A 24,272-nucleotide genomic window follows, 5' to 3' on the forward strand; every position below is an offset into this window, starting at 1 on the left:
TGAGCCGGGCCCGCTCCCCGCAGCCCCTCGGCGCCGTCCTGCTCTCGGGCGCGGAGAGCACAAGGGCCGCGCGCCCACACCGAGCCCGCCCAGGGGTGGCGCCGGGACGGGTGGGTTACATCTGCTGGAGTCTGTCATTGGCTTCGCCGGGGGTGAACCGGGCCGGGTCGAACCCCACCCCGGAGTCAAGGCCAAGCCACCGCACGAGGTCGTCGTGCTCCGCCCGCGTCGGATCGGCGAGAGTCCGCTTGAGGTCTTCATAGGCCCCGGCGCCTCCGCAGTCCTCGGGAGGGCAGGCGCCGGAACCGGCTACGCAGACGGGATAGCTCCGGTCCGCCTCGGCTGCGAGACGGTGCTCCACCGTGACGCGGTGGTCCCAGGAGTCACCGAAGTCGTACGTGTACGCAAGGCTCCCTCCCTCCTTGAGCAGGGCGCCGAGAGTGACGCCCCGCTCGTCCCCGAAGTCGAGCTCGGTGTTGGCCCGGCCGTACTGGACGCCGTCCACGGTGAAGGCGTGCATATGGCTGTTCTCCCAGCCCATGACAGCCTGGATCACGGCATGCGCTTGGTCGAGCCGGGCCGCGGCCGGCACCAGCACACGTCGCCAGACCGCCGGTTCGACAATGTCCTCCAGATCGATGCGCAGCTGGAACACCGGGTCTCCGGGGAGCGGTTCGCCGCGCATCACGGCCACGGCCCGCCTGCCCTGACCGGTCAGCTCCACAGTGTCATCGTCGCTTCGGACGGCCCCGAGGGCCGCGAGGGCGTCGAGCAACAGCCGCACGTCACGGTCGTTGCTACCGCGCCAGCCCCGCAGCCGCTCGGGCGGCACATCGTCGAGGATGTAGGGAGCGGTCACCGCCTGCCACACCGCTCTGCGCAGCGCGTCGCCGGCGACCGGGCGGCGAGCCGTGTAGAGCCGATGCAGCAGCGCCCGCAGGCCGGCGGCGTACTCCTGCGAGAAGACCGACTCAAGCCACCCCGAGGCCAGTACGGCACTCCCGATGCGCGGTACCGCTTCGAAGAGGGCGTCCCACAGCTCGACGGGCCGGTCGAGCAGCCGGGCGTTCTTCTTCACCGGGAGCAGACGGCCACCGGCAACCCTCAGCAGTCGGGCGGCCTTGGCCCATTCCACCAGCAGGTTCAGGTGGTACAGCTCCTCGCTGGACTTCGTCTTGAACATCCGGTCACCGATCACCGGGTCCATCTGGTCGCCGGTGTCCAGCAGCTCCACCAAGGTCCGGGCGTCCGCGAGAGTGATGCGGCCGGTCTGCGTCAATTTCCGTCCCGCGCCGATCCACCCGGCCAACTCCCGCACCTGTCCCACCGTCTTGCCATGAGACTCGTCCACAACCGCTCCGTTCCGTGCCCGCGCCGTCTCGCCGTCTCGCCGAACCTACCCTCCCGCAGCGCCGTCAGCCGTAGGGTGCTTCCGGTGAGCGAGTACCAGTACTACGAGTTCCAGGCCCTCGACCGGCCGCTGAGCGGCGACCAGCGGGAAGCACTGCGGGGCATCTCCAGCCGTGCCAGGATCACCGCCACCAGCTTCACCAACGAGTACCACTGGGGCGACCTGCGGGAGAATCCGCGAAACCTGGTGGAGCGGTACTTCGACGCCCATCTGTACGTCGCCAGCTGGGGCACACACCGGCTGATGCTCCGCCTGCCCCTACAGCGCCTGGCCCTGCGCAGCGTCCAAGCGTACGGTCTCGGCCACCACGTCGAAACCTGGGCTACCCAGACCCACCTTCTCCTCGACCTGACCAGCGAGGACGAGGGCGGCGACTGGGTCGAGGGAGCCGTGGATTCGCTGGGCGCCGTCATCGGCGTACGCGGGGAACTCGCCACCGGCGATACGCGGCCCCTCTATCTGGCGTGGCTCTCCGCCCTCTCTGCCTGGGAATCCGAAGACGACGACGAAGAGGAGTACCAGTCCGCCCTGGAGCCTCCCGTCCCCGCCGGCCTGGGCGAACTGACGGCTCCGCAAAGCGCGCTCGCGGACTTCCTGCGCGTCGACACCGACCTGCTCGCTGTCGCCGCACAGAGCAGCACCGCGGCGCCGGAACCCGCGGCCGGTCCGACAAGGAGGGAGCTCGCGCGACTCGTCTCCGCCCTCCCGGACAAGGAGAGGGACGCCCTGCTGCTGCGCCTCGCTCTCGGCCCGGAACCCCACTTGCACAGCGAACTCCTGCACCGTCTGCGGGAAACGTCCGCCCCAGCGACCGCACCCGGTCGCCGGACCGCCGCCCGGCTGCTGGATGCGGCGCACACCCGCCGCGCCGAGCGCCGCGGCCACGCCGAACGCGACCGGTTGCGAGCCCGCGCCACGCGCCTGACCGCACTCGCCGCCGAGGCGGACGTCATCTGGAACCAGGCCGAAGCACACATCGCCTCCAAGAAGACCAGTGCCTACGACGCAGCTGTCGCCCTCCTTCGTGACCTGCGCGACGCCTGCGCTCACGCCGGACACGGTGTCGATTTCCAGGAGCGTCTGGGGCTCCTGCGCGACACCTACCGGAGCCGGCCCGGCCTCATCCATCGTCTCGACAGTCACGGTCTCCGGTAATTCGGCCGCCGGCATGGAAGAAGCCTGTCAGGCGTGGTTGACCGGGAGGACGTCCGGGGAGAGGGCGCCGGCGTGGGCCGCGGCCGAGGTCATGCGGCGTCGGTGATGACGGCGGCAGAGGACCTCGTAGCCGATCTCCTCCGCCGGGCGGTTCACGTCGCCGACCACGACCTGGGCGCCTTCGACGACCATTTCGCCGCCCACCGTGCGGGCGTTGTGCGTGGCGCGGGCGCCGCACCAGCACAGGGCCTCCACCTGAAGCTGCTCCAGGCGGTCCGCCAGCTCGATCAGGCGCTGCGAGCCCGGGAAGAGCTTCGTACGGAAGTCCGTGGTGATGCCGAAGGCGAAGACGTCCAGGCCCAGGTCGTCCACGATGCGCGCCAACTGGTCGATCTGGGCGGGGGCCAGGAACTGGGCCTCGTCCACGATCACGTAGTCCGCCTTGCCGCCCTTGGAGAGCTGGGCGACCAGATACGCGTACAGGTCCATGCCCTCCGGCGCCTCGACCGCCTCCGTCACCAGACCCAGGCGGGACGAGAGCTTGCCCTCGCCCGCACGGTCGTCGCGGGTGAAGATCACGCCCTGCAGGCCCCGCGCGTCGCGGTTGTGCGCGATCTGGAGAGCCAGGGTGCTCTTTCCGCAGTCCATCGTTCCGGAGAAGAACACCAGCTCGGGCATGGGAGGTACAAGGCCTTTCGGAGGGAAGGGGAGGGAGGGAAGACGGAGGGAGGGGCGCGGCTCGGCGTGTCAGGAGCGGATTTCGAGCAGCGGGACGAGCTGCTCGGCCGCCGTCATGGAGCCGTGCATGCCCGCGAGGGCCGACTCGTTGGGCTCGGCCCGTGAGGCGGTGATCGCCACGTCGGCCTGGGCGGCGGCGATCACGTCGCCGATGCGGCCGAGGACGCGCTCGTCGCATTCGCCCGGTGTCCCGAACCAGCCCAGTTCCAGGGCTTCCGCCCGGCTCGCGACCCAGAAGCGGTCGCCGAGGACCTCGCGCCAGACGGTCAGGACGTCGGCCTCGGCGCCCGGTACGGCGTACACGTGCCGGGCCCGGCCCTCGCCGCCCAGCAGGGCCACGCCCGCGCCGAGTTCCCAGTCGTCGTCGTAGTCGATGCGGGAGTCCTCGTCGAAGGGGACGTCCACCATGCCGTGGTCGGCGGTCACGTACAGCGCGGTGCGGGGAGGGAGTTGCTCCGCCAGCCGCTGCACCAGCCGGTCGACGTACATGAGCTGGCCGCGCCAGGCGTCGGAGTCGACGCCGTGCCGGTGGCCGGCCCCGTCGAGCTCGCTGTAGTACGTGTAGACGAGCGAGCGGTCGCCGGCCGCGAGCCGCTCGGCCGCGAGGTCCATGCGCTCCTCGCCCGTCATCCGGCCGAGGAAGGTGCCGCCGCTCAGCGCGACCTTCGTCAGCGGGGTGGTCTGGAAGGCCGGCGAGGACACCTGCGCCGTGGCCACCCCGGCCGCGTCCGCCTGCTGGAAGACGGTCGGGTACGGCTGCCAGGGCTTGGGCGGGGTCCACGGGTGCCAGCGGAGCTGGTTCATCAGTTCGCCGGTGGCGGGATTGCGCACGGTGTACCCGGGCAGGCCGTGCCGCGCGGGCGGCAGGCCGGTGCCGACGGAGGCCAGCGAGGTGGCGGTGGTCGCCGGGAAGCCCGCGGTGATCGGGCGGCCGGTGCCGCCGCGCGAGGTGGAGAGGAGGGAGGTGAGGTACGGGGCTTCGTGCGGGTGGGCCTTGATCTGCTCCCAGCCCATGCCGTCGACCAGGAACACGCAGTTCCGGTCGGCCGGGGTCAGCTCGGCGATCGAGGCCTCGAAGCCGGGTACGCCCTGGCCGGCCACGAGGGTGGGCAGCAGGTCGGCGAGCGAGCCGGTGCCGTAGTGCGGCACCGGGGCGCCGGCCAGGTCCAGCAGTTCCGGCTCGTCCTGCCAGCTCTGCGCGGCGGAGTACGCCATCAGCGGGCGGGAGTGGAGGACGTGGCCGCCGTGGCCTCGGAGAGCGCCTGGGCGAAGACCAGGGTCTGGCGGACCGCCTCGGGGCCGTCGCCGGCCTCGCTGACGCGCAGGCTCAGGTCGTCGGCGGTGGAGTTGCCGGTGTAGCCGTGGTCGGCGTCGCAATTGGCGTCGCCGCAGGCGGCGGGCTCCAGGTCGATGCGCGAGACCGCGCCCCAGCCGATGGTCAGGACGACCTCGCGGGGCAGGGTGCCGGGGGTGTAGGACTCCGGGTTGGCGACGACGCGGCTGAGCACCACGGAGGAGATGCTGGCCAGCTTGACCGACTCGGTGGAGGTGGTCGCGTACGGGGAGGGGGACCCGGCGTCGGCGGCCTGCTCGTCGGTGTGGCTGACGATGAAGCGGTTGCCGGTCAGGACCAGCACGGTGACGTGCCGGCGCACCTCGTTGGAGTCGAAGGTCGTCTCCTGGTGGACCAGGTAGGACGAAATCGGCTCGCCGCCCACCGCGGCCTCCACGGCCTCGGCCACGAGGGCCGGGTAGTAGCCGCTGCGCTCGATCGCCGTGCGCAGCCCCTGGGTCGTCGTACCGGATTTCGCCATGAGGTCCATCCTAAGGCCCCTATGGGGCACCTCGGCCGCCCTGGGCCCGTCGGACCTCAGTAGCTGGGCAGGGTCCGCGGCCCGAGGTCGCCGCGGGCGGGCGGGTGGGCGACGCGGACGCTCGCGCTGAGCACGGACAGTCCCTCGGTGGCGACGACGACGGGCTCCAGCGCGACCCCGACCACCTCGGGGTGGTCGTCGACGAGGCGGGAGAGGCGCAGGAGCAGGTCCTCCAGGGCGGGGGTGTCCACGGGGTCGCTGCCGCGCCAGCCGAAGAGCAGTGGTGCGGTGCGGATCGAGCGGATCAGGCTCGCCGCGTCCTTGTCGGTGGCGGGGACCAGCCGGTGGGCGGTGTCGCCGAGCAGTTCGGAGGCGACCCCGGAGAGCCCGAAGGACAGGACGGCGCCGGCCGCGGGGTCGATGACGGAGCGGATGACCGTGTCGACGCCCCGGGGAACCATCGACTGGACCACGGGGAGCAGCTCCTGCGGCTTGCCCAGCGCGTGGGTGAGCTCCTCGTACGAGCGGCGCAGCTCGGCCTCGGTGGTGAGGTCGAGGCGGACCCCGCCGAGGTCGGCGCGGTGGCGCAGGTGCGGGGCGGTGGTTTTGAGCGCGACGGGGTAGCCGAGGACCGCGGCGGCGCGGACGGCGGCGTCCGCGCTGGGGGCGGGGAGCGTGGAGAGCACCCGGATCCCGTACCGGGCGAGCAGCTCGCGGGCATCGGGGTCGTCCAGGGTCGCGACCTCCTCCTCCCCTACGCCGGCCAGCAGGCGGGAGAGCTGCCCGGCGGCTCCGCTCTCGTCGATGTCCTCGAACTCGGGTACCTGCCCGACCTCGGCGATGCCCCGGCGCCACTGGCCGTACCGGACGGCTTCGGCGACGGCCTTGACGGCCCGCTCGGCGGCGGGGTAGCTCGGAATCCGGGCGGTTCCGGGTGCGGGCACCGCAGCGCTCCCCGCAGCGTCGGAGGCCGGCTCCGGCCGGAAGGGCGCCGCCGCGGTGGCGGGCACTGCGGCGGGCGCGGCTTCGGGGGCGGACCCGGCGCCGGGCCCACTGCCGGCCCCCGCTACGGAGACGGGCCCGGCCTCGGACCCGGCCTCGGACCCGGAGGCCAGGGCCGCCAGGGCCGTCGCGGGCGTCGGCAGCGTCGCGGGCAGTGCGTCCGCCGGGGCTGTCGCGGCGGCGGGCGCGGTGGCCGCCGAGAGGGCCTCCGCCAGGGCGCCGAGCTCCACGTGGACCACGGCGACCGGCTTGCCGGGATGCCCGGCGGCGGCCGCCCGCAGGGCCTCGGCCAGATCGTCGGCGAGCGCGTGCTCGCTCACCCACGGGATCGCGGTGACGACGACGGCGTCGGTGTCCGGCGAGGCCAGCGCCGCGGAGACGGCCGTACGGAAGTCCTCCGGCGAGGCGGCCGTGGTCAGGTCGAGCGGCGCCAGCGGCCGCAGCCCCTCGGTCAGGCAGGCGTCGTAGGTGAGGACACCGAGCGATTCGGAGTTGCCGAGGATGGCCACCCGCGGCCCGGCCGGTACGGGCTGCGAGGCCAGCAGCAGGCCGACGTCCACCAGCTCGGTCACCGTGTCGACGCGGATGACGCCGGCCTGCCGCAGCAGCTCCGAGACCGTCGCCTCGGGCAGCCGGGTGCCGGGGACCACGTGTCCGGCGGGGGTGTGCCGGCCTCCCTTGGCGACGACCACGGGCTTGACGGCCGCGGTGCGCCGGGCGAGCCGGGTGAACTTCCTCGGGTTGCCCAGGGTCTCCAGGTACATGAGCGCGACGTCGGTGGCCTCGTCGTCGTACCAGTACTGGAGGATGTCGTTGCCGGAGACGTCGGCCCGGTTCCCGGCGGAGACGAAGGAGGACAGCCCCTCCCCGCGCCGCAGCAGCCCGGAGAGCAGCGCGATGCCGATCGCCCCGGACTGGGTGAAGAGGCCGACCCTTCCCCGCGCGGGGGCCGGAGCGGGGGCCAGGGAGGCGTTCAGCTCCACCTCGGGGGCCGTGTTGATCACCCCGAAGGCGTTCGGTCCGATCAGCCGCATCCCGTAGGAGCGCACCTGGCGCACCAGTTCGCGCTGGCGGGCCAGGCCCTCGGGCCCGCTCTCCCCGTATCCGGCGGACAGGACGACGAGCCCCTGCACCCCGTGTTCACCGCAGGCGGCGACCGCGTCCGGGACCCGGTCCGCCGGGACCGCGATGACGGCGAGGTCGACCGGGGCGCCGACGGCACCGAGGGTGGGGTAGGCCCGTACGCCGTCGAGCAGATCGCGGGTGACGGCCTCGTTGACGGCGTAGAGGTGGCCGTGGAAGCCGCTGTCGCGCAGGTTGCGCAGGGCCGCCGCGCCCACGCCGGCGAGGGAGCGGCTGACGCCGATCACCGCCACCGAGCCGGGGGCCAGCAGCCGCTGGACGGAGCGGGCCTCCGCGCGCTGTTCGCGGGCGCGCTGGACGGCGAGGGACTCGGCGGTCGGTTCGAGGTCGAGCGTGAGGTGGACGGAGCCGTCTTCGAAGCTGCGCTTCTGCTGGTAGCCGGCGTCGGTGAACACCTTGATCATCTTGCCGTTGGCCGGCAGCACCTCGGCCGCGAAGCGGCGGATCCCGCGTTCGCGGGCCACCGCGCCGATGTGCTCGAGCAGGGCGGAGGCGACTCCGCGCCCCTGGTGGGCGTCCTGGACGAGGAAGGCGACCTCGGCCTCGTCGGAGGGTCCGGTGGCCGAGCGGCCGTCGGCGCCGATCCGGTCGTAGCGGACGGTGGCGATGAACTCGCCGCCGATCGTCGCGGCGAGGCCGACCCGGTCCACGTAGTCGTGGTGCGTGAAGCGGTGCACGTCGCGGTCGGAGAGCCGGGGATAGGGAGCGAAGAACCGGTAGTACTTGGACTCGTCCGAGACCTGCTCGTAGAAGCTGACCAGCCGGCCCGCGTCGTCCGTGGTGATGGGCCGGATCCGGGCCGTTCCGCCGTCGCGAAGGACCACGTCGGCTTCCCAGTGGTCCGGGTACGAGGGGTCGGACTCGGTCGTCATGGGGTCACCTTAAGGCTCGAACGCCTTGAGTGGCCCGGGCGCGGCGCATCGGGCAAGCTGACTCGAATCAGGGCAAGCTGGGGTAGGTCGAATGGCGGGAAACTCGGGCCGAAGGTCGGTTCGACCATTCCGGACGCCGTGAGAGACTGGTCTAGACAACCGTAAGAACCTGAAGGGCATCACCATGGCAGAGCGCCGCGTCAACGTCGGCTGGGCCGAGGGCCTGCACGCTCGTCCCGCCTCGATCTTCGTCCGCGCGACGACCGCTTCCGGCGTCCCGGTGACCATCGCGAAGGCCGGCGGCGACCCCGTCAACGCCGCCTCCATGCTGGCGGTTCTGGGCCTGGGCGCCCAGGGCGGCGAGGAGATCGTCCTCTCGTCCGAGGCCGACGGCGCCGAGGCCGCGCTGGACCGCCTCGCGAAGCTGGTCGCCGAGGGGCTCGAGGAGCTTCCCGAGACCGTCTGACCCTTCGGGTTCGACCCGCAGGACTCGCAGACTTGCAGGACTTGCACGGCGAAGCCGTTGCCCCCGACCGCCACGGTCGAGGGCAACGGCTTCACTGCTTTTCGCGCGGAGATCCGGTCGGCCCGCAGGCTCCTCGACCCGCCGCCCCGCCGCCCCGCCGGCCCCGGGCTCGCCCGCGCTCACTCACCGGCTCATCGGCCCGGGTGGAAATACACACCGCCATTCCGGCACGCCCGATTCCATAGGGCCGAATTCCGGCGGCGAAATAAAGCTCGGGGCATGGGCCTGAATTACCGGCCCGGATATCCCACCTTTGTATACGGCGTTTGTTAATGCGGGACGCCCGCCGTGTTTACGGCAGGTTGCAAAGTCCTCACGCGCAGCCGGTGCGCCCCCGCCGCCCTGTCCACGTGCAGCGCGGTCAGCGCCCGCGCCCGCTCGGCGTCGCCCCGGGCCACCGCGTCCACGATCGCGCCGTGCTCCGCCCAGGACTCCACGGGCCGCACCGGGGCCTCCACCACGTACATCCAGGCCACCTTGTGGCGCATCTGGGTGAGCAGCGCAATCAGCCCGGGGCTGCCCGAGGCCTGGGAGAGCGTCTCGTGGAACCAGCCGCCCAGGGAGCGCAGGTCCTCCCCCTGGCCCCTCCTGGCCCGCTCCTGGCCCAGCCTGACCAGGCCGCGCAGCACCTTGAGGTGGGCCTCGCTGCGCCGTCTGGCCGCCCGGGCGGCCGCGAGGGGCTCCAGGAGCATCCGCAGCTCCAGGAGGTCGGCCGCCTCCTGTTCGGTCGGCTCGGCCACGCAGGCGCCCGCGTGCCGCCTGGTGGTCACGAACCCCTCGGACTCCAGCGTGCGCAGCGCCTCGCGCACCGGGACGCGCGAGACTCCGTACCGGCGGGCCAGCACCTCCTCGGTCAGCCGGCCGCCGGGCCCGAACACCCCGGAGACGATGTCGTCGCGGATCGCTGTGCATACCGTGTGCGCGGGAATACGCAAGACCGGACCTCCGCCTTTTTCGTATGGCTGTGCGCGTTGCGACTCTATTGCAACACACGATAATTTCCGAGAGCGGCCGGAAATACGAAACATTCACACACGCGGGGCCGAAAACACGGCGAAGGCCCCGGCTCTCAAAGAGCCGGGGCCTTCGCAGAAGACGTGCGGTGGGGCGAGCTGGTCAGATGCTGACGCCGTGCGAGCGCAGGTACGCGACCGGGTTGATGTCCGAACCGTAGTCGGCGCCGGTGCGGGCCTCGAAGTGCAGGTGCGGGCCGCTGGAGTTGCCGGTGGAGCCCGACAGGCCGATCTTCTGGCCCGGGGTGACCTGCTGGCCGACGGAGACGCTCAGCGAGGACATGTGGCCGTACTGGGTGTACGTGCCGTCCGCGTGCTTGATGACGACGTTGTTGCCGTACGCACCGCCGTAGCCCGCCTCGACCACGGTGCCGAGGCCCACGGCGTGCACCTCGGTGCCGGAGGCGGCGCGGAAGTCGATGCCGGTGTGGCTGCCGGAGGACCACATGCCGCCACCCGCGTGGTACTGGGTGCTGATGGAGGTGCTGTCGAGCGGCGACACGAAGGTGTTGAGGCGCTTGCGCTCCTCTTCACGAGCGGCGCGCTCGGCGGCCTCGCGCTCGGCCTTGGCCTGGGCTTCGGCCTTCGCCTTGGCCTCGGCGGCCCGCTGCCGGGCGTCGGCCTCGGCCTGCGCCTTGGCGGCGGCGGCCTCGGCGGCGCGCTGCTGGGACTGGGCCTGGGCCTCGACGTCGCCGGCGAGCTCGTCGGCCACCACGATGGTGTTGAGGCTGCCGGTGTCCTCGATGGAGGGGGAATTGTCCGCGGCGAACGCGGGACCGGCCAGGGAGCCGACGACGCCGGTGGCGGCGAGCGTGGCTATGCCGGCGTAGCCGGCGGTCCTGCGGCTCATACGGCTCGAACCACGGTGCTTGCCGGTGGCACTGCTGCCAAACGCCATGAAGGGGCTGATCCTTTCCTTCCCTCTCGCCTACCGGGTTAGCTGACGGGTTCGGAGCAGGAAGGTCTCCTACGGGCCCCCTCTTGCGAGGCGGTCCGATTCACCCCAGGGACTCAAGTGGGTCCCCGGCTCCCCAGGCTCGCGCCTGACGGGGACTCGGCGATCGCTGTCCGGTGCCGCGGATGCGGCGGTTACCACTGACGAACAGCAGGCCCGACGCTAGGCGGATCATCAGTCAATCGCCAAACAGACACGCCCTTTTGTTGCGTACGCCACACCACATACAAGCAACCACACCAACAAAGGCGACAGAAACGGCAAAAGGGACTCCAGTGGACAAGCCACCGGAGTCCCTTGCCGGATCCCCTTGAGCGGCGGGCCAGTTGGCGACCCGCCGGAAGTCACCGGCAGTCAGCGGAAGGTCAGTTGGTGACCACGGTCACTTCGCCGATCCCGAGGGCCCGCACCGGCTCCTCGATCTGCGAGGCGTCGCCGACCAGGACCGTGACCAGACGGTCCACCGGGAAGGCGCTGACGACCGCCGAAGTGGCCTCCACCGTCCCGGTTTCGGCGAGCCGCGCGTACAACTGCGCCTGGTAGTCGTCGGGGAGCTCCTGCTCGACCTGGTCGGCGAGCGTGCCCGCGACGGAGGCCGCCGTCTCGAACTTCAGCGGGGCCACGCCCACCAAGTTCTGTACGGCCACGTCCCGTTCGGCGTCGGTCAGACCGCCCTCCGCGAGGGTGCGCAGCACCGTCCAGAGGTCCTCCAGGGCCGGGCCGGTGTTCGGGGTGTCCACCGAGCCGCTGATGGCGAGCATCGAGGCGCCCTTGCCGTCGGCGGTGGAGCGCAGCACCTGGCCGAAGGCGCGCACGCCGTACGTGTACCCCTTCTCCTCGCGCAGCACCTTGTCCAGCCGGGAGGTGAGGGTGCCGCCCAGGCAGTACGTGCCGAGCACCTGGGGCGCCCAGACCCGGTCGTGCCGGTCCGCGCCGATGCGGCCGATCAGCAACTGCGTCTGGACCGCGCCGGGCCGGTCCACGATGACCACGCGGCCCGTGTCGTCGGCGGTGATCGGCGGGACCGGGCGCGGGGCGGTGGTGTCACCGGTCCAGGCGCCCAGGGTGTCGGCCAGGACGGCGTCCAGGTCGATGCCGGTCAGATCGCCGACGACCACCGCGGTGGCGGTCGCGGGGCGCACGTGGGCCTCGTAGAAGGCGCGTACGGCCCCGGAGTCGATGCGGGCGACCGTCTCCTCGGTGCCCTGGCGCGGGCGGGACATCCGCAGGGAGGCCGGGAAGAGCTCCTTCGAGAGCTGCTTGGCGGCGCGGCGCTGCGGGTTGGCGCTCTCGTGCGGGATCTCGTCGAGCCGGTTGCGCACCAGGCGGTCCACCTCGGCGTCGGCGAAGGCCGGGGCGCGCAGCGCCTCGGCGACCAGGCCCAGCGCCTTGTGCAGGCGGGAGGCCGGGACCTCCAGGGAGACCCGCAGGCCGGGGTGGTCGGCGTGCGCGTCCAGGGTGGCGCCGCAGCGCTCCAGCTCGGCGGCGAACTCCTCGGCGGAGCGCTTGTCGGTGCCCTCGGACAGGGCGCGGACCATGATCGTGGCCACGCCGTCGAGGCCCTCGGGCTCCGCGTCGAGCGGGGCGGTGAGGTTGATCTCGACCGCGACCACCTGCTGGCCCGGGCGGTGGCAGCGCAGCAGGGTCAGGCCGTTGGCCAGTACCCCGCGCTCGGGGGCCGGGAAGGCCCACGGCTGCGGCTCGCCGGCCTGGGGGCGCGGGTGGAAGGTCATCGTGACGGCTGCGGTGTCGCTCACTGCTCCGCCCCCTCGTTCTCGTCGCTCGCGTCGGTCTCTTCGATGTCGTCCGCGGCGATCGGCTCGTAGACGAGCACCGCGCGGTTGTCGGGGCGCAGTCGGGCCGCGGCCACGGCCTGCACCTCCTCGGCGGTGATGTCGAGGACGCGCTGGACCGCGGTCAGCGCGAGCTGCGGGTCGCCGAACAGCACCGCGAAGCGGCACAGTTCGTCGGCGCGGCCGGCCACCGTGCTCAGCCGGTCCAGCCACTCGCGCTCCAGCTGGGCCTGCGCGCGCTCCATCTCCTCGGCCGTCGGGCCCTCGGCGGCGAACCGCGCGAGCTCCTCGTCGACGGCCGCCTCGATGGCGGGCACCTCGACCCCGCTGGAGGTCTTCACGTCCAGCCAGCCCAGCGACGGCGCACCGGCGAGGCGCAGCATGCCGAAACCGGCCGCGACGGCGCTCTGGTCGCGGCGCACCAGGCGGTTGTGGAGCCGGGAGGACTCGCCGCTGCCCAGGATGGTCAGCGCCACGTCGGCGGCGTCGCACTCGCGGGTGCCGTCGTGCGGGAGGCGGTAGGCCGCCATCAGCGCGCGGGCCGGAACCTCCTCGACGACCTCCTCGCGCAGCTGCTCCCCCATGATCTCGGGCAGCGAGCCGTCGCGCGGCGGCTGCTTGCCGTCGTGGCCGGGGATGGTGCCGAAGTACTTCTCGACCCAGGCGAGCGTCTTCTCGGGGTCGATGTCGCCGACGACCGAGAGCACCGCGTTGTTGGGCGCGTAGTACGTGCGGAAGAACGCCCGCGCGTCCTCCAGGGACGCGGCGTCCAGGTCCGCCATGGACCCGATCGGGGTGTGGTGGTACGGGTGGCCCTCCGGGTAGGCCAGCGCCGTCAGCTTCTCGAAGGCCGTGCCGTACGGGACGTTGTCGTACCGCTGGCGGCGCTCGTTCTTGACGACGTCGCGCTGGTTCTCCATGGACTCGTCGTCCAGGGCGGCCAGCAGCGAGCCCATCCGGTCGGCCTCCAGCCACAGCGCGAGCTCCAGCTGGTGGGTCGGCATCGTCTCGAAGTAGTTGGTCCGCTCGAAGCTGGTGGTGCCGTTGAGGGAGCCGCCGGCTCCCTGGACCAGTTCGAAGTGACCGTTGCCGGAGACGCTCTTCGAGCCCTGGAACATCAGGTGCTCGAAGAGGTGAGCCAGGCCCGTACGTCCCTTGACTTCGTGGCGCGAGCCGACGTCGTACCAGAGGCAGACCGCGGCGACCGGGGTCAGGTGGTCCTCGGACAGCACCACGCGCAGGCCGTTGGCCAGCCGGTGCTCGGTCGCTGTGAGGCCGCCGGAGCCTGCGTGAGCTGTGGCCGTGTGACCCATGGGCATGTGGTCCCTTCGATCGCGATGCAGAGATTCCTGTCAGACCTGCCACTGTATGCAAGCGTGTCGGGGCGCGGAGAAGTTCCCGGCCCAGTCCTGGGTCGGAGTCGGCGCTGTCGGTGCCTCGGGCCACAATGGTCCGCGTCACCCCTGTCCGAAACCGCCCGTCCCCCGTCCCAGCCCCGCCCCAGTCCAGTCCCCGCCCCCACCCCGTGAGAGCTCAGCTCATCCCGATTCTTGGTTAAGGAGCCGCGCAGCGATGGCCCGCCGCAGCACGAAGACCCCGCCGCCGGAGGATTTCGAGGAGAAGATCCTCGACATCGACGTCGTCGACGAAATGCAGGGCTCCTTCCTCGAGTACGCGTACTCGGTGATCTACTCCCGTGCCCTGCCCGACGCCCGCGACGGCATGAAGCCGGTGCACCGGCGCATCGTCTACCAGATGAACGAGATGGGCCTGCGCCCCGACCGCGGCTACGTCAAGTGCGCCCGTGTCGTCGGCGAGGTCATGGGCAAGCTGCACCCGCACGGCGACGCGTCGATCTACGACGCCCTCGTGCGCATGGCGCAGCCCTTCTCCATGCGGCTCCCGCTGGTCGACGGCCACGGCAACTTCGGCTCCCTCGGCAACGACGACCCGCCCGCCGCGATGCGGTACACCGAGTCGAAGATGGCCGACGCCGCCTCGCTGATGACGGACGGGATCGACGAGGACACCGTCGACTTCGCCGCGAACTACGACGGCCAGGAGCGGGAACCGGTCGTCCTGCCGGCGGCGTACCCGAACCTGCTGGTCAACGGCGCGTCCGGGATCGCGGTGGGCATGGCCACCAACATGGCCCCGCACAACCTCGGCGAGGTCATCGCGGCCGCCCGCCACCTGATCCGCTACCCGGAGGCGGACCTGGAAGCGCTGATGCGCTTCGTACCGGGTCCCGACCTGCCCACCGGTGGCCGGATCGTGGGCCTCTCGGGCATCAAGGACGCCTACGAGAACGGCCGCGGCACCTTCAAGATCCGTGCCACGGTGGCCCTGGAGGACGTGACCCCGCGCCGCAAGGGGCTGGTCGTCACCGAACTGCCCTTCACGGTCGGCCCCGAGAAGGTCATCGCGAAGATCAAGGACCTGGTCGGCTCCAAGAAGCTCCAGGGCATCGCGGACGTCAAGGACCTCACGGACCGCTCGCACGGCCTGCGCCTGGTCATCGAGATCAAGAACGGCTTCCACCCCGAGGCCGTGCTGGAGCAGCTGTACAAGCTGACGCCGATGGAAGAGACCTTCGGCATCAACAACGTCGCGCTGGTCGACGGGCAGCCGCTGACGCTGGGCCTCAAGGAGCTGCTGGAGGTCTACCTCGACCACCGCTTCGAGGTCGTGCGCCGGCGCAGCGAGTTCCGCCGCGGCAAGCGGCAGGGCCGTCTGCACCTGGTCGAGGGCCTGCTCGTGGCGCTGCTCGACATCGACGAGGTCATCCGGATCATCCGGGACAGCGACAACTCCGCGCAGGCCAAGGAGCGCCTGATGGAGCGCTTCTCGCTGAGCGAGATCCAGACCCAGTACATCCTGGACACCCCGCTGCGCCGCCTCACCCGCTTCGACCGGATCGAGCTGGAGTCCGAGCGCGACCGGCTGACCGGCGAGATCGACGAGCTGACCGGGATCCTGGACTCCGACAGCGAGCTGCGCAAGCTCGTCTCGGCGGAACTGGCCGCGGTGTCGAAGAAGTTCGGCACGGAGCGCCGTACGGTGCTGCTGGAGTCGGCGGGGACGCCGGTCGCGGCGGTCCCCCTCGAGGTCGAGGACACCCCGTGCCGGGTGCTGCTGTCCTCCACCGGACTGCTCGCCCGCACGCCGAACGCCGATCCGCTCCCCGAGGAGGAGGGCGGCGCGCGAGCCAAGCACGACCTGATCGTCTCGCAGGTCGCGGCGACCGCGCGGGCCGACATCGGCGTGGTCACCTCGTACGGGCGGCTCCTGCGGCTGTCGGTGATCGACCTGCCGCAACTGCCCGACACCCACGCCGCGCCGAACCTGGCGGGCGGCGCCCCGGTCACGGAGTTCCTCTCCGCGCTGGAGGCCGACGAGAAGGTCGTCTGCCTGACCTCGCTGGACGAGTCCGGGCAGGGGCTGGCGATCGGCACCGAGCAGGGCGTGGTCAAGCGGGTCGTGCCGGACTATCCGGCCAACAAGGACGAGCTGGAGGTCATCACCCTCAAGGACGGTGACCGGATCATCGGGGCGGTCGAGCTGCGTACGGGCGAGGAGGACCTCGTCTTCATCACCGACGACGCCCAGCTGCTGCGCTACCCGGCGGGCCAGGTCCGCCCGCAGGGCCGCCCGGCGGGCGGCATGGCGGGCATCAAGCTCGCGGACGGCGCCAAGGTGATCCACTTCTCGGCGGTGGACCCGGCGCGCGAGGCCGTGGTGTTCACGGTGGCGGGCTCGCACGGGACGCTGGACGACTCGATGCAGTCCGGGAAGCTGACCCCGTTCGACCAGTACCCGCGCAAGGGCCGGGCCACCGGCGGCGTGCGCTGCCAGCGCTTCCTGAAGGGCGAGGACGTGCTGCTGCTGGCCTGGGCGGGCGCGTCCCCGGTCCGCGCGGCGGCGGCGAACGGCACTCCGGCCCTGCTGCCGGCCGTGGACCCGCGCCGTGACGGTTCGGGCACGGCGCTGCCGGCCGTGGTCGCGGCGCTGGCGGGGTCGGCGCTGTAGGAGGTTCAAGGTCATTCGGGTGGTACGTCCCGGGGACGTACCACCCGAATGGCGACTAGTGTTTTCCCTCTTGGCACTGTCGGGTGGGGCGGGGAGACACAGAACTGATGAGTCGTCGGTCGGGCGGATTGATCAGTGACTGGGCCGAGGCCCAGCGCCGGACGCAGCAGACGCAGCTGATCCAGCAGCGCGAGGCCGAGCGCCGGCAGCGGGCGTACGAACGGGACGTGGCCCGGGGTCAGCGCGAGCAGCAGGCCGCCTACAGACAGCACCGCGAGGCCGAGGCACGGCGGGCGACCGAGCGGCTCGACGCCCAGGTCGCGGCCCTGCAGGGGTTGTTGGCCGCGGGCTGCCGGGCCCCGGCGTTCCGGCTGGCCGACCTGGCCAGGCCCGAGCGGCTCGAACCCTTCGATCCGGGGACCCTGGCGCACCCCGTGCCGCTGCCCCAGTTGCACCACTTCCAGCAGCAGAGCAGCGGCTGGACGCTGGGCTCGAACCGGCGGGCGCAGGCGGAGCGGGAAGCGCACGCCCGGTACACGCAGGCCTGGCAGGCGGCGCAGGCCGCGGAGGCGCAGCGGCAGCAGCAGCTGGCGGCGTACCGGCAGCAGTACGACCGCTGGGCGGCGGAGCAGCTGGCCGGCATCCGCGGGCACAACGACGGGCTCACCGAGCTGGCCGGGGCGCTGCGCGCGGGCGACGCGGAGGCCGCGGTGGAGTACTTCTCGGCAGCCCTGTACGCCTCGGCCGGCTGGCCGGAGAACCTCCCGCGACAGGTGTCGGCGGCCTACGACCCGGCACGGCGCCAGCTGGTGCTGGACTGGGAACTGCCCGGCTACGACGTGGTGCCCGAGGCCAAGTCGGTGCGGTACGTGCCGAGCACGGACCAGGACAAGGAGACGGCCCGCCCGGCCACGCAGCGGCGGGCGGTCTACCGGGACCTGCTGGCGCAGTGCGTGCTGCTGGTGGTGCGCGATCTGTACGCGGCCGACGAGTTCGGCGTACTGGAGTCCGTGGTCGTCAACGGATTCGTGGACGCCCACGATCCGGTGACGGGGCGGGAAGCGCAGCTCGTACTCGCCTCGGTGTCGGCGGCGCGGTCCGCCTTCACCGGGCTGCGGCTGGAGCTGGTGAGCGCGGTGGACTGCCTGGTGGAGGGGCTGGGCGGGCAGTTGTCCGCGCGGCCGGACCAGCCGGCCGCCGTGCGCCCGGAGCGCCGGCCCGGTGAGGTCGGCGGCGTCGTCAGCCACGGAGGGCACGCGGACCGCGACGAGGAGGAGCCGGACCTCTTCGCGATGGACCCGATCGCCTTCGAGAACCTGGTCGCGGAGCTGTTCCGGGCGATGGGCATGGAGGCGGTGACCACGCAGCGGTCAGGTGACGGAGGGGTGGACATCGAGGCGAACGACCCCTCCCCGATCACGGGCGGACGGATCGTGGTGCAGGTCAAGCGCTACCGCAACACCGTGTCACCGACGGCGGTCCGGGATCTCTACGGCACGGTGCAGGACAAGGGGGCGAACAAGGGAGTGCTGGTCACCACCGCGACCTTCGGACCCACGTCGTACACCTTCGCCGACGGCAAGCCGCTGGAGCTGGTTCCCGGGGCCGCGCTCGTGGATCTGCTGCACCGGCACGGACTGCGCGGCCGTCTCGGCCCGGGGACGGCGGCCTCGGTCCCGGCCCAGCGGACGGCCGAGCCGGAGCCCGCCGCGGACCACAACGTGCTCGGCATGTCCTGGGCGGGGTCGGTCGCGCTGGACGTGTGCGCGCTGGTCTGCGAAGGCAACCGGGTGCTCAGCGAGGACCACTTCGTGTTCTTCAACAACCCGAACACCCCGGACGGTTCGGTACGGACCCACGCGCACGCGGCGCCCGACAAGGCCGCGCTGCGGGTCTCCTTCGACGCCTTGCCGCAGCGTTCCGACCGGCTGGTCCTCGTCGCCGCGGTCGACCCCGAGGTCGATCCGCACGCCGATCTGGCCGGCTTCACCGATGCCCGGATCCGGCTACTGGGGGCGGGCGGTGAGGAGCTCGGCCGCCTGGAGGTCTCCGACGGCCGCGCCGGCGAAACCGCCCTGGTCCTCGGTTCCTTCCGGCGCCGCCCGGGCGGCGACTGGGACTTCGTCCTCGGCGGCAAGGGCTACCCGGGCGGCCTGGCACCCCTCCTCGGCGACTTCGGCATCGAGGTCGCCTGACGCGGACGGCGCAGGCGGCGCAGGGGCCGCCACCGGCCGGCGCTCAGCAGCCAGACCCAGGTCGACGGCTGCGACCAGTGGTGGACCCACAGCCACACCGGCAGCCGCCGGTGCGGGACGAAGCTCCACAGGTCGTCGTCGGCCTCGTTGCCGCGCGGCCGGGCGCAGCAGGTCCAGGGTGTCCCGGGCCGCGTCCACGTCCTCGAGGTCTTCGGTCTGGTTCCACACCGGGCGGCCCCTAGAAGTCTTCGGGATCGGGATCGGCCGCCTCGGCCGGGTCGGGGTCCGGGTCGGGGTCCGGGTCCGGTTCGAAGTCCGGGGCCGGCTGCGCCGGGCGGTGTACGTAGCGCAGGACGCCCCACATGCTCTCCGGGCGCGCGTGCCACGGCTCCGGTTCGCGGCAGGCCTCCAGCTCGCGCAGCAGTGCGGGGCCGTCGGTGCCCGAGCCGATCAGGACGAGCTGCGTCAGGCGCGGTTCGCCCCGGCTCCAGGGGTGCGGGGCGAAGCGGAGGAAGCGGCCGACCGCCTGGACCTCGTAGCGCTCCTCGTGTCCGGGGACGCCGAAGTAGACGGAGCCCTTGATCCGGTAGAGGCCGGCCGGGCGGCGGTCGAGGAACTCGATGAACCGGCGCGGGCCGAGGGCCTGCTCGGACACGAACTCCGTGCTCGCGTAGGCGGCGTGGATGTGGTCCGCGTGACCCTCACCGCCCTGATCGCCGTCGTGATCGTGATCGTGGTCGTGGTCGTGGTCGTGGTCGTGCGCCTGGGCCAGCAGGTCCTCGAAGGACAACTGGCCGCGCGTCTCGGTCCACGGCCGTCGGTCGAAGAGCAGCTCCGGGTCGATCCGCCCGTGGTCCGCGCCGACGACCGGGATGCCCGGTGCGCAGAGCGCGGCGAGCACGCCCTCGATCCGGGTGCGTTCGGCGGCATCGATCCGGTCGGTCTTGTTGAGCACCACCAGGTCCGCGACGGCCAGGTGCCGGTCGGTCTCGGGGTGCTTGTCCCGGGTCACGTCAAACTCCGCCGCGTCGACGATCTGCACCATGCCGCCGTAGCGGACGGCGGGATTCTCGTTGGCGACGAGCATCCGGACCATCTCCTGCGGCTCCGCCAGCCCGCTCGCCTCGATGACGATCACGTCGATGCGGTGGACGGGGTCGGCGAGCTTCTCCAGGTACGCGTCCAGCTCGCTGCCGTCCACCGCGCAGCACAGGCAGCCGCCGCCGAGGGAGACCATCGAGTCGCCGACCTGGCCGGCCACCGACATCGCGTCGACCTCGATGGAGCCGAAGTCGTTGACGACGACCCCGATCCGGGTGCCGCCCCGGTTGCCGAGGAGGTGGTTGAGGACGGTCGTCTTGCCGGATCCGAGGAAGCCGGCGAGGACGATGACGGGGATGCTGTTCACCCGGTCGATCGTAGCCAGCGTCAGCCGAGGGCGGGGACCGGCCGCGGCGGGGTCGGGCCGGTGTAGCGGGCGGCCGGTCGGATGATCTTCGAGTCGGCGGCCTGTTCCAGGACGTTCGCGCTCCAGCCGACCACGCGGGCGGCGCAGAAGGTCGGCGTGAACATCTCGCGCGGGAGCCCGCACAGCTCCATGACCACGCCCGCGTAGAACTCCACGTTGGTGTGCAGTTCCCGGCCCGGCTTGAGCTCGGCGAGGATCTCCTCGACGTGCCGCTCGACCTCCACGGCGAAGTCCACGAGCGGGCCGCCGAACTGCAGGGCGATCCCGCGCAGCATCCGTGAGCGCGGGTCCTCGGTGCGGTAGACGGGGTGTCCGAAGCCCATGATCCGATCGCCCGCGAGGACCCGCTCGCGGATCCACGGATCGATCCGGTCAGCCGTGCCGATGGCGTCCAGGGTGTCCAGGGCCCGGCTGGGGGCGCCGCCGTGCAGCGGGCCGGAGAGCGCGCCGATCGCCCCGGTGAGACAGGCCGCGACATCGGCGCCGGTGGAGGCGATCACGCGGGCGGTGAAGGTGGAGGCGTTGAAGCCGTGGTCGATCGTGGAGATCAGGTACCGCTCGACCGCGCGGGCCCTGACCGGCTCGGGTTCCCGTCCGGTCAGCATGTAGAGGTAGTTCGCCGCGTACGGAAGGTCGTCGCGCGGTTCCACCGGCTCCAGCCCCTGACCGAGCCGGTACAAGGCGGTGAGCAGGGTCGGTACGGCGGCGCAGGCGGCCAGCGCGTCGGCGGCGCGGCATTCGGGGGTCAGGTCGTAGACCGGGCGGAAGCCGGCGCGGGCGCCGAGCAGGGAGAGCGCCGTGCGCAGTCCGGCGAGCGGGCCGGACAGGGCGGTGGCGCGGGCCAGTGCGGGCAGGGCGTCCCGCACCTCGGCGGGGAGCCTGCGCAGCGGGGCGATCTCGGCTGCGAAGGCGGCCCGTTCGCCGGCATCGGCGGGCAGTGCGCCGCGGAACATCAGGTGCCAGACGTCCTCGAAGGTGCGGCTCCCGGCGAGCTCGACGGCCGAGTACTGGCGGTAGTGGTAGAAGCCCTCGAGGCCTCGGACGTCACCGAGCTCGGTCTCGGTGACCACGACTCCCGCGAGTCCGCGGGGGCTTTCGGCGGGTGCGACGGTGGTGTTCATGGATCGACCATCCATGATGGACTCAATCACTGTCAATGTTGACTGCATCAACATATGTAGGGTGTGCGTCATGAGCGTCATGAACGACGACCCCGGTGAGCGAAGGATCGGCACCCAGGAAGCCGCCCGGCTGCTGGGTGTGAAGCCCGCGACCGTGTACGCGTACGTCAGCCGCGGCCAGCTGACGAGCCGCCGCGACCCGGTCGGACGCTCCAGCAGCTTCGACGCCCGCGAGGTGGAGGCCCTGGCCCGGCGCAGCCGGCGCGAGGCCGCGGGGCCCGCCGGTTCCGCCGCCTCCGCCGGGGACCTGTCCGTCCGCACCGCGCTCACCCTCATCGAGGCCGACCGGTACTACTTCCGCGGCGTGGACGCCGTGGAGCTGGCCTCCCGGTACCGCTACGAGGAGGTCGCCGAGTGGCTCTGGACGGGGACCCTGGTGCGCGGGGCCCGGTTCACCGCTCCCCCGGAGTCCCTCGCCGCGGCCCGCCGGGCCGTCGCCTCGCTGCCCGAGCACAGCGGTCCGATCGACCGACTGCGGGTGGCCGTCGCCGCCGCGGCGGTCGCGGACCCGCTGCGCTTCGACCTGTCCGCACCGTCCGTACTGGGCTCCGCACGCTCCCTGATCCCCACCCTGGTCGGCGCCCTGCCCGAGGTGGGCCCGGCGCAGTGGGGCGGGGACGGCCGCCTCTCCCGGCAGCTGTGGCCCCGGCTCTCCGCCCTGGAGCCCGATCCGGACGCGCTGGCCGTGCTGGACCTGGCCCTGGCCCTGCTGACCGACCACGATCTGGCCGCCTCGACCCTGGCCGTACGGGTGGCCGCGTCGGCGCGCGCGCATCCGTACGCAGCGGTCTCGGCCGGACTCGGCGCGCTCGAAGGCCCCCTGCACGGTGCGGCCGGGCGGCTCGCGCACCGGATGCTGGTGGAGGTGCTGGAGCGGGGCGGCGCGGCCCCGGTGGTGGCGGAGTACCTGCGGGCCGGCCGCCGGGTGCCCGGGCTCGGGCACCGGCTGTACGAGGGCCAGGACCCGCGGGCGACGGCCCTGTTCGCGCGGCTGGAGCCGCTGGCCCAGGCCGGTCCGGCGCTGGGCGCGGCGCGCGAGGTGGCCGGGGTGATGGCCCGGCACGGCGACGGCCTGTACCCCAACGTGGACCTGGCGCTGGCGGTGCTGACGGTGTCCTGCGGGATGGCCCCGGAGGCCGGGGAGACCGTCTTCGCGGTGGCCCGTACGGCCGGGTGGATCGCGCACGCATTGGAGGAGTACGAGGAGCGCCCGCTGCGGATGCGGCCGAGCGGGCAGTACCACGGGCCCCGCCCGCCACAGCCGTTGCCGTGACGGGCGGGGTGCGGGAGCGGCTCTGCGGGGGCTACGGGCCGTGGCCCGGCCAGAGATGGTTCCGGCGGTCCGGCTGCGGCGTCAGGTCCGCAGCCAGACCGCCGTGTCCTGCCCGAGCAGCCCGTCCGCATCCAGGGCGGAGCTGCTCAGCAGGAGGCTCGTGTGGGCCGGCAGCGGGACCGGCTCCGGGGACAGGTTGGCCACGCAGACCAGCCCGTCGGGGCGGCCGAAGGCGAGTACCCCGGCCGGCGCGGGCAGCCAGTCCAGGGATCCGCCGCCGAAGCCGGCCGCGGCGCGGCGCAGGCCCAGGGCCGTTCGGTAGAGGGTGAGCATCGAGGCCGGGTCCCCGGCCTGCCGGTCCGCGGCGTACTGCGGCCAGCTCTCCGGCTGGGGCAGCCAGGGCTCGCTCCAGGGCTCGGCGGTCCACGGCAGCGGGACCCTGCACCCGTCCCGTCCGGGGTCGGTGCCACCGGACCGGAAGTGCATGGGGTCCTGGATCCGGCCGAGCGGGATGTCCGCCTCCGGAAGACCCAGTTCCTCGCCCTGGTACACGTAGACGGCGCCGGGCAGGGCGAGGGTCAGCAGCGCGGCGGCGCGGGCCCGCCGCGTGCCCAGCTCCAGATCGGCGGGGGTCCCGAAGGCCTTGGTGGCGAAGTCGAAGCCGGTGTCGGCGCGCCCGTAGCGGGTGACCGTACGGGTCACGTCGTGGTTGCACAGCACCCAGGTGGCGGGCGCTCCGACGGGGGCGTGCTCGGCGAGGGTCTCCTCGATGGAGGTGCGCAGCCGGACGGCGTCCCACGGGCAGCTGAGGAAGGAGAAGTTGAAGGCGGTGTGCAGCTCGTCGGGGCGCAGGTAGCGGGCGAAGCGCTCGGAGTCCGGCAGCCAGACCTCGCCGACGAAGATGGCCCCGTACTCGTCGGCGATGGCCCGCCACGAGCGGTAGATGGTGTGCAGGTCGTCGCGGTCGATGTACGGGTGGATCTCGCCGGGCCCGGGCGGCCACGGCTCAGCCGGGCGGCCGGCCAGGTCGGGCAGGGCCGGGTCCTTGGCGAGCAGGGCCGCGGAGTCGATCCGTACGCCGGACACCCCCCGTTCGAACCAGAACCGCAGGACTTCCTCGTGTTCCCGGCGGACGGCGGGGTGGTCCCAGTTGAGGTCGGGCTGCTCGGGGGTGAAGAGGTGCAGGTACCACTCCCCGTCCGGTACCTGCGTCCAGGTGGCCGCTCCGTTGAACTGCGAGGGCCAGTCCCCCGGCGGCAGTTCGCCGTTCTCTCCGCGGCCCGGCCGGAAGTGGAAGAGCTCCCGCTCGGGGCTGCCGGGGCCGGCGGCGAGGGCGGCCTTGAACCAGGCGTGCTGGTCGGACACGTGGTTCGGAACGATGTCGACAATGGTGCGGATGCCCAGCTCACGGGCTTCCGCGATGAGCTTCTCGGCTTCGGCGAGGGTGCCGAAGGCGGGGTCGATGGTGCGGTAGTCGGCGACGTCGTAGCCGCCGTCGGCGAGCGGGGAAAGGTACCAGGGGGTGAACCAAAGGGCGTCGACGCCCAGTTCGGCGAGGTAGGGCAGGCGTGCCCGGACGCCCACCAGGTCACCGGTGCCGTCCCCGTCGCCGTCGGCGAAGCTCCGTACGTACACCTGGTAGATGGCGGCCGAGCGCCACCAGTCGGCGGCGTTTTCGGGCAGGGGAAAGTCAGCCACGGAGGG

The 24,272-nt window shown here is 72.5% G+C and carries 17 protein-coding genes and 1 riboswitch; of the genes, 5 read left to right on the plus strand and 12 right to left on the minus strand.

Annotated elements, in window-relative coordinates; translation table 11 throughout:
* Window positions 1–115: 115 nt before the first annotated feature.
* Entirely contained in the window at window positions 116–1,351 is a 1,236-nt protein-coding gene (locus ACFWBW_RS07815; protein ID WP_385369420.1) for a plasmid pRiA4b ORF-3 family protein, read from the minus strand.
* Between the two features lie 84 nt (window positions 1,352–1,435).
* Here ACFWBW_RS07815 and ACFWBW_RS07820 point away from each other — a divergent pair, with 84 nt between their 5' ends.
* Window positions 1,436–2,566, plus strand: coding sequence for a hypothetical protein (locus tag ACFWBW_RS07820; protein ID WP_385369422.1), 1,131 nt, complete (start codon window positions 1,436–1,438; stop codon window positions 2,564–2,566).
* A gap of 27 nt (window positions 2,567–2,593) precedes the next feature.
* Here the strand turns inward: ACFWBW_RS07820 and ACFWBW_RS07825 are convergent, their stop codons facing one another.
* The 4 genes from ACFWBW_RS07825 to ACFWBW_RS07840 form a co-directional block, all read right to left on the minus strand.
* A complete protein-coding gene (locus tag ACFWBW_RS07825) occupies window positions 2,594–3,244 on the minus strand; it encodes a thymidine kinase (protein ID WP_385369423.1) in 651 nt (216 codons plus the stop codon).
* 69 nt (window positions 3,245–3,313) lie between these two features.
* A complete protein-coding gene (locus tag ACFWBW_RS07830) occupies window positions 3,314–4,519 on the minus strand; it encodes an alkaline phosphatase family protein (protein WP_385369425.1) in 1,206 nt (401 codons plus the stop codon).
* On the minus strand, window positions 4,519–5,127 hold the full coding sequence (locus tag ACFWBW_RS07835; protein ID WP_385369427.1) for a DUF5998 family protein: 609 nt from the start codon (window positions 5,125–5,127) through the stop codon (window positions 4,519–4,521). Before ACFWBW_RS07835 ends, ACFWBW_RS07830 begins: the two co-directional genes overlap by 1 nt.
* A gap of 47 nt (window positions 5,128–5,174) precedes the next feature.
* Complete coding sequence (locus ACFWBW_RS07840) at window positions 5,175–8,135, minus strand: GNAT family N-acetyltransferase (RefSeq protein WP_385369429.1); 2,961 nt, start codon at window positions 8,133–8,135, stop codon at window positions 5,175–5,177.
* A 184-nt stretch (window positions 8,136–8,319) separates the two neighbouring features.
* Here ACFWBW_RS07840 and ACFWBW_RS07845 point away from each other — a divergent pair, with 184 nt between their 5' ends.
* Complete coding sequence (locus tag ACFWBW_RS07845; RefSeq protein ID WP_250746483.1) at window positions 8,320–8,601, plus strand: HPr family phosphocarrier protein; 282 nt, start codon at window positions 8,320–8,322, stop codon at window positions 8,599–8,601.
* A 329-nt stretch (window positions 8,602–8,930) separates the two neighbouring features.
* Here ACFWBW_RS07845 and ACFWBW_RS07850 read toward each other — a convergent pair whose 3' ends face one another.
* From ACFWBW_RS07850 to ACFWBW_RS07865, 4 genes are all read right to left on the minus strand, one after another.
* Window positions 8,931–9,596 carry a GntR family transcriptional regulator gene (locus ACFWBW_RS07850; protein ID WP_385369431.1) on the minus strand — a complete coding sequence of 222 codons (666 nt, stop codon included), beginning with the start codon at window positions 9,594–9,596 and terminating at the stop codon, window positions 8,931–8,933.
* 181 nt (window positions 9,597–9,777) lie between these two features.
* Entirely contained in the window at window positions 9,778–10,572 is a 795-nt protein-coding gene (locus ACFWBW_RS07855; RefSeq protein WP_385369433.1) for a M23 family metallopeptidase, read from the minus strand.
* Between the two features lie 12 nt (window positions 10,573–10,584).
* Window positions 10,585–10,744, minus strand: a riboswitch (cyclic di-AMP (ydaO/yuaA leader).
* Window positions 10,745–10,994: 250 nt separating this feature from the next.
* Entirely contained in the window at window positions 10,995–12,362 is a 1,368-nt protein-coding gene (locus ACFWBW_RS07860; protein WP_385369600.1) for a M16 family metallopeptidase, read from the minus strand.
* Window positions 12,363–12,382: 20 nt separating this feature from the next.
* Entirely contained in the window at window positions 12,383–13,735 is a 1,353-nt protein-coding gene (locus ACFWBW_RS07865; protein WP_385369602.1) for a M16 family metallopeptidase, read from the minus strand.
* Window positions 13,736–13,994: 259 nt separating this feature from the next.
* Here ACFWBW_RS07865 and ACFWBW_RS07870 point away from each other — a divergent pair, with 259 nt between their 5' ends.
* Complete coding sequence (locus tag ACFWBW_RS07870) at window positions 13,995–16,451, plus strand: DNA topoisomerase (ATP-hydrolyzing) subunit A (RefSeq protein WP_385369435.1); 2,457 nt, start codon at window positions 13,995–13,997, stop codon at window positions 16,449–16,451.
* Between the two features lie 107 nt (window positions 16,452–16,558).
* Complete coding sequence (locus ACFWBW_RS07875; protein ID WP_385369437.1) at window positions 16,559–18,646, plus strand: restriction endonuclease; 2,088 nt, start codon at window positions 16,559–16,561, stop codon at window positions 18,644–18,646.
* 238 nt (window positions 18,647–18,884) lie between these two features.
* Here ACFWBW_RS07875 and ACFWBW_RS07880 read toward each other — a convergent pair whose 3' ends face one another.
* Window positions 18,885–20,054, minus strand: coding sequence for a CobW family GTP-binding protein (locus ACFWBW_RS07880; protein ID WP_385369439.1), 1,170 nt, complete (start codon window positions 20,052–20,054; stop codon window positions 18,885–18,887).
* Between the two features lie 20 nt (window positions 20,055–20,074).
* Window positions 20,075–21,250 (minus strand): citrate synthase, encoded by a 1,176-nt coding sequence (locus ACFWBW_RS07885; RefSeq protein WP_385369441.1) that lies wholly within the window; start codon window positions 21,248–21,250, stop codon window positions 20,075–20,077.
* Between the two features lie 64 nt (window positions 21,251–21,314).
* Between ACFWBW_RS07885 and ACFWBW_RS07890 the strand changes: the two genes are divergently transcribed.
* Window positions 21,315–22,568 (plus strand): citrate synthase, encoded by a 1,254-nt coding sequence (locus ACFWBW_RS07890; RefSeq protein WP_385369604.1) that lies wholly within the window; start codon window positions 21,315–21,317, stop codon window positions 22,566–22,568.
* Window positions 22,569–22,649: 81 nt separating this feature from the next.
* Here the strand turns inward: ACFWBW_RS07890 and ACFWBW_RS07895 are convergent, their stop codons facing one another.
* Window positions 22,650–24,266 carry an alpha-amylase family glycosyl hydrolase gene (locus ACFWBW_RS07895; protein ID WP_385369443.1) on the minus strand — a complete coding sequence of 539 codons (1,617 nt, stop codon included), beginning with the start codon at window positions 24,264–24,266 and terminating at the stop codon, window positions 22,650–22,652.
* Window positions 24,267–24,272 lie beyond the last annotated feature (6 nt).

It is taken from the genome of Streptomyces sp. NPDC059957 (assembly GCF_042730015.1).
GTDB lineage: Bacteria > Actinomycetota > Actinomycetes > Streptomycetales > Streptomycetaceae > Streptomyces.